General features: G+C 62.7%; 10 protein-coding genes. 6 read left to right on the plus strand and 4 right to left on the minus strand.

Annotated elements, in window-relative coordinates; translation table 11 throughout:
* The 5 genes from ABW043_RS07515 to ABW043_RS07535 all read left to right on the plus strand — a co-directional run.
* Positions 1–584 (plus strand): transporter substrate-binding domain-containing protein (locus ABW043_RS07515; protein WP_353920600.1); only part of this gene is annotated, 584 nt, incomplete at its 5' end.
* Between the two features lie 111 nt (positions 585–695).
* Positions 696–1730 carry an LLM class flavin-dependent oxidoreductase gene (locus ABW043_RS07520; RefSeq protein ID WP_353920601.1) on the plus strand — a complete coding sequence of 345 codons (1035 nt, stop codon included), beginning with the start codon at positions 696–698 and terminating at the stop codon, positions 1728–1730.
* A 70-nt stretch (positions 1731–1800) separates the two neighbouring features.
* Positions 1801–2718 (plus strand): ABC transporter substrate-binding protein, encoded by a 918-nt coding sequence (locus ABW043_RS07525; protein WP_353920602.1) that lies wholly within the window; start codon positions 1801–1803, stop codon positions 2716–2718.
* 203 nt (positions 2719–2921) lie between these two features.
* Positions 2922–3290, plus strand: coding sequence for a DUF3088 domain-containing protein (locus ABW043_RS07530; RefSeq protein ID WP_353920603.1), 369 nt, complete (start codon positions 2922–2924; stop codon positions 3288–3290).
* A 4-nt stretch (positions 3291–3294) separates the two neighbouring features.
* Complete coding sequence (locus ABW043_RS07535; protein WP_353920604.1) at positions 3295–4371, plus strand: alkene reductase; 1077 nt, start codon at positions 3295–3297, stop codon at positions 4369–4371.
* 26 nt (positions 4372–4397) lie between these two features.
* Here the strand turns inward: ABW043_RS07535 and ssuD are convergent, their stop codons facing one another.
* The 4 genes from ssuD to tauA form a co-directional block, all read right to left on the minus strand.
* A complete protein-coding gene (ssuD, locus tag ABW043_RS07540; RefSeq protein WP_353920605.1) occupies positions 4398–5543 on the minus strand; it encodes an FMNH2-dependent alkanesulfonate monooxygenase in 1146 nt (381 codons plus the stop codon).
* Positions 5544–5551: 8 nt separating this feature from the next.
* Entirely contained in the window at positions 5552–6385 is an 834-nt protein-coding gene (locus ABW043_RS07545; protein WP_353920606.1) for an ABC transporter permease subunit, read from the minus strand.
* The gene (locus ABW043_RS07550; protein WP_353920607.1) at positions 6382–7161 is read right to left on the minus strand and encodes a taurine ABC transporter ATP-binding protein; all 780 of its coding nucleotides are present in this window, start codon (positions 7159–7161) and stop codon (positions 6382–6384) included. Before ABW043_RS07550 ends, ABW043_RS07545 begins: the two co-directional genes overlap by 4 nt.
* 84 nt (positions 7162–7245) lie before the next feature.
* Positions 7246–8235, minus strand: coding sequence for a taurine ABC transporter substrate-binding protein (tauA, locus tag ABW043_RS07555; RefSeq protein ID WP_353920608.1), 990 nt, complete (start codon positions 8233–8235; stop codon positions 7246–7248).
* Between the two features lie 405 nt (positions 8236–8640).
* Between tauA and ABW043_RS07560 the strand changes: the two genes are divergently transcribed.
* Entirely contained in the window at positions 8641–8850 is a 210-nt protein-coding gene (locus ABW043_RS07560; protein ID WP_353920609.1) for a cold-shock protein, read from the plus strand.
* The last annotated feature ends 188 nt before the right edge of the window (positions 8851–9038 follow it).

Here is a 9038-nt window from a genome sequence, read left to right on the forward strand (position 1 = left end):
TCGCCTCCGGCAAGTATGACGCGGTGATTTCCAATGTCGGCGTGACCGAGGAGCGTAAGGAAAAGTTCGACTTTTCGACCTACCGCCTCGGCCTCCATGGCTTCTACGTCAAGGCCGACAGCCCCATCACCGCGATCACCGAGCCCAAGGACATTGCTGGCCTGAAAGTCATCACCGGCTCGGGCACCATTCAGGAAAAGATCATCCTGCAGTGGGACGAACTCAACCAGAAGGAAGGGCTCGCGCCCGTCGAGGTCCAGTACTACGACGATGACGCCGCTGCTGGCCTCGCTCTCGCTTCCGGTCGTGCCGATACCAATTTCAATCCCAATTCCACCCAGGCCTATCACGCGGCCCAGACCGGCGAGACCAAGCTCGTCGGCACCGTCAGCTCCGGCTGGCCGCTGCCGGCCGAAGTGGGGATCACGACGGTGAAGGATTCCGGCCTTGCCGAACCTTTCACCGCCGCCATCAACGACCTGATCGAGACAGGCCTCTACGCCCAGTTGCTCGAGCAGTGGAACCTCGGCGCCGAAGGCATCGACGTCGCAAAGACCAATCCCCCCGGCCTGCCCAAGCCCTGATCGGCACAAGTTTAGAGATCGTCCGGACCAACGACGGACGATCTCTAGCGCGGGCGGTGTTCTCCCTCCTCCCCTGTCCCGCCCGCGCCCCTCTTTTCCGGAACGACGACCATGACGCAGCACATCAAAGAGATCGGCTTTCTCACCCCCGGCAATTTCGACAATGCCGCACCCTTTGCCGGCATAGACGAAACGCTCGACCTCATCGCCTTCGGCGAGAAGCTGGGCTTTGACGGCGCCTGGGTCCGCCAGCGGCATCTTGAACCGGGCATTGGCTCGGCCGCCGTCTTCCTTGCTGCTGCGAGCCAACGCACCAGCCGCATTCAGCTCGGCTCCGCCGTGATCCAGATCGGCTATGAAAGCCCCTTCCGGCTTGCGGAAGATCTCTCCATGGTCGACGTACTCTCGCGCGGACGCCTCAATGTCGGCCTAAGCGCCGGCTTGCCGCCCCATAGCCATCTCATCGCCCACCTGATCCACGATGGCGACTGGAAGCAGCACGACCTCAGCCACGAGCGCATCAAGCGTTTTCGCGACAATCTCAGCGGCGACTATCTCGGCGACGACGAAACTTTCGTCGCGACGCCCTTCGGCCCGCAGCGCCCGCGCCTCCAGCCCCATGCCGAGGGTCTCGTCAACCGCCTCTGGTATGGCGGCGGCTCGCAGCGCTCCGCCCGCTGGGCCGGCGAGAACGGCTTCAATCTTCTCACCGGCAATGTCATTTCCGGCGAAGGCACCGACGACTTCCACACCGCCCAGGTCAATCTGATCAACACCTGGCGTGAGGCCCTCAATGGTCGCCCCGCCCGCGTCGCCCTCGGTCGCGTCATCGTTCCCACAGACTCCGCGCCGCCTTCGCGCATCGCCCGCTACGAGGCCTATGCCGCCTCGCGCCTCGAACGCACGTTCAAGCCGCAGGGTGAGCGCCGCACCCTCTTTCCGCGCGACCTCGTTGGCCCCGCCGAACAGATTGTCGAATGGCTGCTGGATGATCCGGTCCTGCCGCTCGTCTCCGAACTGCGCCTCGAGCTCCCCTATGAGTTCAAGCGCGAGGAATACGAACAGATCCTCACTGACACCATCACCCGAATAGCCCCGGCCCTCGGCTGGCAGGCCAAAACCGCGCCGCCGATCGCGGCCGAATGAGCTTTGCTCCGGCGCCCGCGCGACGCTGGAGCCACGTCCCTAGCGCATCCCTCTGGACAAGGTAGACCACATGAAACTCAGATCCCTTCTTACCGGCGTTGCCTTCGCGGCCCTCGCTAGCGCCGGCTACGCTGCCGAATTCGACCTCAGCCCCGAACAGCCCGGCCGCCTCAAGGCCGATCCCAATGAGGCCGCCATCGCCGCCATCCCGGCCGACTACAAATTCGCCGCCGACGGCAAGTTCACCGTCGCCGTTTCTCCGTGGGATCCGCCGATCGCCACCTACGCCACCGACAATCAGGCGCTCGTCGGCTTCGACCCGGATCTTGCTTCGCTGGTCGCCGACTCGCTCGGTCTCGAACTCAATCTCGTGGCCACCGCCTGGGCCGATTGGCCGTTGGGCGTCAGCTCTGGCAAGTTTGACGCGGTGTTTTCCAACGTCACCGTCACCGAAGAGCGCAAGGAAAAGTTCGACTTCTCGAGCTACCGCCAGGACGTTCTGGGCTTCTACGTCCGCACCGACAGCCCCATCCAGTCGATCACAGAACCCAAGGATATTGCGGGCCTAAAAGTCATCACCGGCGCCGGCACCAATCAGGAAAAGATCATCCTCGAATGGGATCGCCTGAACAAGGAAGCCGGTCTCGCCCCAATTGAAGTCCAGTACTACGACGACTCCGCTGCCAGCACGCTTGCCATCCAGTCCGGCCGCGCTGATGTCGAGTTCAACCCCAATCCGACCCTGTCCTATTCCTCTGCCGTGACGGGCGACACCCGCCTCGTCGGCGTGCAGAGCGGCGGCTGGCCGGTAAAGGCCGAAATCGCAGCCACCACCCGCAAGGGCGCAGGCATTGCCGACGCGATCACCATCGCCATCAACGGCCTCATCGAGAACGGCCTCTACGCCCAGAGCCTCGAACGCTGGAACATCACCGCCGAAGCCGTCGAAACCTCGCAGACCAACCCGCCCGGCCTGCCCAAGACCTGAGCCACACCGGGGCGGCCTGGCACAATTCCTGGCCGCCCTTTGGGCTCAACAGGACAACGCGAAAACCGCGGAGAGCACAGTTTGTCCTCGGTTTTGCGAAGAACAAAATTTATATCTACTAATTCTATAGACTAATACAGATGGTGCATTAGGGTTTGCATAGGACGGATGTGGTCCGTCTGTACGACCCTCAGGAGTAGCAAATGGCGCATGACAGGCTTTTTCTCATCGACCCGGGCTTTGATGTGTCGGGCCGGGATGACGGGCCGTTCGTTTGCCCCTTCTGCAACCAGATCGAGGGCCTGCTCGCCAGCTTCCCGCAACTCTCCCTCGATATCGAGGTCAAGCGAGTACCGTTTCCACGGCCGCGGGCGGACATCGTAGCGCTGGTGGGAGAGGCCAATCAGGGCCTGCCGCTCCTCATTCTGGGAGACAATCCGCCGGCCGATGCCAAGCAGCACGGCGATCTTCATTTCGTGTCGGACACGGACCGTATTCTCGAGCTCTTGGCCGAGCGGCATGGCTTTCCCCGGCTTTTGCGCCCGGCAGGGCAGGCAAGCAAGGTGGCTTGATCAAGTGACGACGCGTCTTCTCGAACCTACTTCTCTGGGTGACCTCCACCTGCCCAATCGCATTGTCATGGCTCCCATGACCCGGCGCCGTGCAGTCCATGGCAAGGTTCCTCCTGACATCACTGCACTTTACTATGCGCAACGCGCCAGCGCGGGGCTTATCGTCAGCGAATCCATCGAGGTCGATCCCTGGAGCGGCCTTGAGGGGCCGACGCGGCCCGGTCTTTTTACCGATGCGCAACAGGAGGGCTGGGCCACTGTCACGCGTGGAGTGCACGCCGCTGGTGGACGCATATTTGCGCAGCTTTCCCATATGGGGCGGGGCGCACATTCGAGCCAGTTGCAGCCGGGCGGCCGTGTCGTCGGGCCCTCCGCTATTGCTGCCAGCGGTTCGATCTATACGCAGGCCGGTCCAGTGCCGTTTCAGACGCCGGATGAGCTGACTGTTGGCGAGATCGCCGAGGTGGTCGGGCATTATGCCGAGGCAGCCCGCAGGGCCCATGCTGCGGGTTTCGATGGTGTGGAACTGCATGGCGCCAATGGCTATCTGATCGACCAGTTCCTGCGAGATGGCAGCAATCAACGCAGCGACGACTATGGCGGCAGTGCCGCCAAGCGGGCGCGGTTTTTGCTGGAGATCTTCGCCGCCGTGGCGCGCTACGGGCCGACGGAGCGCATTGGCGTTCGGCTCTCGCCCACCAACCTCTTCCAAGGCATGAGCGACACGGACCCGGTGCAGCACTTCGCGACCATCGCCAGCCTGATTGGTCCGTTGGCGCCGGCCTATCTCCATGTCGTCGAGCCCGAAGTGCAACCCAATGGCGTCCCCTATGTGGCGGCGGCCATCCGTAGCAGTTTTGAGGGCAGGCTCATTCTGGCCGGCAAGTATGATGCGGTTTCAGCAGAATCGGCGCTGGCCCGCGGCGCTGCCGACCTCGTGGCCTTCGGCGAGAAGTTCATCGCCAATCCCGACTTGCCCGAGCGGCTACGCCGTGGCGTCGACTTGGCGGTGCCGGACAAAGCCACCTTTTATACAAGTGGCCCTGAGGGCTATGTCGATTATCCCTCACTCCCGGGTTGAGGGCCCCGCGCCGCTCAATGAAACGCCTAGACCGCGATCTGCCGGTGGCCGTGGAAGCCGACGGCGAATTCGTTGCTGACGGTTTCGACAAGGCTCTTGTGTTGCCGACCGATGCCCAAGGCAGGGAACAGCAGTTCTGCGACGCGATAGGCTTCCTCGAGATGCGGATAGCCTGAACCGATGACAAGCTCGATGCCAGCCTCCTGATATTCGCGGAGGCGCTCTGCTACCTGGTCCGGCGTGCCCACCAGCGCCGTTCCAGCGCCGTTGCGAACGAGACCAACGCCGGCCCAGAGGTTGGGCGCCACCAGGAGCTTGTTGCGATCCCCGCCGTGCAGCTCGGCCATGCGGCGCTGGCCGACGCTGTCCATCTGCTGGGTGAAGCGTGCTTGTGCCGCGGCAATTTGAGAATCGCTGACGCGGCTGATCAACCGGTCGGCCTCGGCCCAGGCCTCCTCTTCGGTTTCGCGAACGATGAAGTGGAGACGAATGCCGAAGCGCAGCTTGCGTCCGCGCGCTTCGGCCTTTTTGCGGGCGGAGGCGACCTTCTCGGCCACCTGCACCACCGGCTCGCCCCATGTGAGATAGGTGTCGACCTGTTCGGCGGCTAGGTCCTGTCCTGCTTCAGACGAGCCGCCGAGGTAGATCGGCGGATGCGGCTTTTGCACGGTCCGCTGGTCGAGCCGGCCACCTTCGACGCGATAGTGCTTGCCCTGGAAGTCCACGGTTTCGCCCGCGAGGAGGCCGCGGAAAATGGTCAGAAATTCCGACGCCTGCTCATAGCGCTGATCGTGCGGCAGGAACACGCCGTCGCCGGCGAGTTCGACAGGGTTGCCGCCAACCACCACATTGAGCAGCAGGCGCCCATTGCTCAGTCGATCAAGCGCGGCCGCCTGGCGCGCGGCAAATGTCGGGAGTGTTACGCCCGGCCGTAGCGCAACGAGATATTTGAGGCGTTCGGTGAGCGTCGCGAGCCCGGTCGCCGTGATCCAGGATTCTTCGCAATTCTGCCCGGTAGGCAGCAACACGCCTTCAAAGCCCAGTCGATCGGCCGCCTGTGCGATCTGGGCAAAATAGCTGAAGTCGGGCTGGCGCTCGCCATCGCTCGAGCCGAGATAACGGCCATCGCCATGGGTGGGAATGAACCAGAAGAAGCGGATGGGTTCGACCATTCGAGGACCTATTGGTTGCGTGCCCAGGGCACGAAGCGATGTTCGATGAAGCGCAGCAGCGCCTCGAAGGCAAAGGCGATGGCCGAGATTACGAGGATGCCGGCGATCACCACGTCGGTGACGAGGAATTGGGCGGCGGACTGGATCATGTAGCCAAGGCCCCGGCCGGCGGCGACGAGTTCGGCGGCAACGAGGGTCGTCCAGCCGGCGCCGAGCGCAATGCGGATGCCGGTGAGGATGGACGGGATGGCGCTTGGCAGCAGGACGTTGACCAGTAATTGCAGATGCGTCGCTCCGAAGGAGCGGGCCGCGTTGACTTGGTTCTTGGACGTGCTGCGCACACCCGCAGCGGTCGCTATGGTGATGGCGGGCACCATGGCGAGGAGAATGACCAGCACTTTCGCCGTCTCGCCTATGCCGAACCAGATGATGACGAGCGGTAGATAGGCGAGTGGTGGCAGAGGCCGGAGGAATTCGATGATCGGGTCGAAAAGGCCGCGGCCGATCGGGCTCGTAGCAATGATGAGACCCACCGGCACACCGATCAGGATAGAAAAGCCGAGCGCGGCAAAGACGCGGCCCAAGCTCGCTCCGGCATGTTGGATTAGGGTGCTGTCGACATAGCCGGTGGTGACGAGGCGTCCGAGGGCAGCGAGTACGGCGCTCGGGGGCGGCAGGAAGACGGGCGAAACCCAGCCAAGAGTACTGGCGAGGTGCCAGATGACAATAATGCCAAGGGCTACCCCGGCGCCGGCGAGAATGGGCAAGACACGGGACCAGCGAAAGCGCCGACGCGGTAATTCGCCTTGTCCGAGCCTTATGGAGTCGACCGAGACCGTCATGCTGCCACCGCCTCGTTGGTGTGGACGGCTGAGATCAGTTGTTCGCGCAGGGCGACAAAGTCCGGCTCGGATTTGAGCGCTCGCGCCGGTTCGCCTGCAAGGAAGCGGCGGCCGAAACTGACATCGAGGCTTGAAACGATGCGCCCCGGATGCGCTGCCAGAACCACTACGCGCGTTGCGAGGAACAGGGCTTCTTCCACAGAGTGGGTAATGAGAAGGGCGCCAGTCGCCGAGCGGTGCCAGACTGTCAGAAGCAGCTCCTGCATCTGGTCGCGCGTCATGGCGTCGAGTGCTCCAAGCGGTTCGTCCATCAGCAGGTACTCGGGTTCGGCGGCGAGGGCACGGGCGATGCCGACGCGCTGCCGCATACCGCCGGAAAGCTCCCAGATGTGCTTGTCGCCCTGACCGGCCAGGCCGACATCGGCGAGGAGGCGTTCGGCGCGCTCGCGGCGCAGCGTAGGTGCGACTTTTCTGAGTTTGAGCGGGAATGCGACATTGTCGCGAGCGTTGAGCCAGGGATAGAGCGCGTCGTCCTGGAAGACCACGGCGCGATCGGCCGAGGGACCATGAACCACGCTACCGTTGAGCGTGACCCGGCCTTCGGTGGGTTCGAGAAACCCAGCCGCGAGGTTGAGGAGGCTGGTCTTGCCTGATCCGGATTGCCCGAGCACGGCTACGAACTCGCCCTTGCCGATACCAAGCGTCAGTCGGTCGAGTACCGGGGAGCGTGCGCGCTCATAGGCGAGGGTAACGGCGTTGAGGCGAAGTTCGCTCATGGACATTCCTCATTGGGGAAGCGCTGCCGTCAGGGAACGGCAGCGCTATGGCGGGTGGAAGGGAAGGAAACACCCGCTGTGAAATCACTGGGCCAGCGCGTCACTCGCATACTTGGTTGAGACGTAGGGCGTGTAGTCGTCGAGCACGGTGGTGATGCGGCCCTGTTCGAGGAGGAACTTGGCCGTGGCTGCCACTGCCTCGGTCGTGCCCCCGCCGAGGAAGGCCGGGCTGATCTGTTCTTCAAGCGAGGGGAAGACATAGCCCTTGAGCAGCGCGGGAACGTCGGCGGCATTGGCGCCGGAGAGTTCGGCGATCTTTCCGGCCTCTTCGGATTCGGCGTTCCAGGCCTCGGGGTCCGCAAGATAAGCGGCATAGGCATCGGCCGTCGTCTTGACGAAAGCGGTCACGACATCGGGATTGGCTTCGGCGAAATCCTTGCGAACGATCCAGGCGTCAAAGGTCGGGCCACCCCATTCAGCGACGTCGGCGCTATCGGCCAGAACAGTGCCGCCGGTGCTCTTGATCTGGGTCAGCACGGGGTCCCACACATAGGCACCATCGATGTCGCCACGTTCCCACGCAGCAGCGATTTCCGGCGGCCGCAGGTTGAGGAGTTCAACGCTCGATGGATCGACACCCCAGTGTTCGAGCGCGGTAAGTAGGCTGTAATGCGCGGTGGAAACGAAGGGCGTAGCGATCTTCTTTCCAGCCAGTTCCTCGGGCGTTGTGACGCCCTTGACGGCAAGCGCTTCAGCTTCTGCGATATTGCCAACGACGAAAATCGTCTCGATCGGCAGGCCCTGGCTTGCTGCCACGGTCAGCGGGCTTGAACCCACATAGCCGATGTCGATTGAACCCGAGGCGATCGCGGCGACAACGTCTGCGCCGCCTTCGAAGCGGTTCCAGGTCACATTGGCGCCAGTTGCGGCCTCATAGGCGCCGTCGGCCTGCGGCACGCGGCTCGGCTCGACGATCGGCTGCCAGCCAATGCGAAGATCGAGCGCGAAGGTGGCAGAGGCGCCAAGGCCCGAAAATGCGATTGCGGCCAGCGCAAGCTTGAACGTTCTTTTCATTTCATCCCCCAGGGCGGCACTGGCCAGCCCGAACTCTTGTTTCGCGAGAAGACCGCGACTGGGGTAATGATGATAATTTCTACTGATTAGATCGAGTTAATAGAATCCAAGTTTACTGCGGGCGAGGAAACGCCTTCTTGCCTGACGAGCGCTACACACGAGTATTTTGCGCCGACCGTCTCCTGACGGTTAGACGGAGACTTATCGGCGCGGCTCAGGCGAGCCGATGAACCCTGATTAGTGGCGTGATATTGTGGTGCGGTACGTTTTTGGTGCCGAAAGTGTCAATCCAGTCTTGGCAAACGTGCGCCATAGCATAAAATAATCCACACAGCGCATCGGGAGGCTTGTGGCATTCGAGAACTTCGATAATTTGCCGGACCTCCATACTGGAAAGGCAAACTCATGGCTATCAAAGGCACGGTCAAGTTCTTCAACACGACCAAAGGTTTCGGTTTCATTTCGCCCGAGGGTGGTGGCAAGGATGCGTTCGTGCACATTTCCGCCGTCCAGCGTTCTGGACTCGATGGCCTCTACGAGAACGACAAGGTTGAATACGAGCTTGAGACCGGCCGCGACGGCAAGGAATCGGCGACCAACCTGACCCTGCTCTAGTAGCCTCAGGATTTTGGCGAGCGCGCTTCGGCGCTGCTCGGGCGAGGCCACTGCGATCCGTCGCGGTGGCCTTTTCTTTTGCCCATCCTCAGTCGAGATATTTGCCCGACCCTGCCCCATCCTTGTGGCGTAGCCGCGCTGCTGCCACCAGTTCGGGATCCAGCAGCCGCGCATTGATGCCGATGGTG

This window comes from Devosia sp. (assembly GCF_040509215.1).
Taxonomy (GTDB): domain Bacteria; phylum Pseudomonadota; class Alphaproteobacteria; order Rhizobiales; family Devosiaceae; genus Devosia.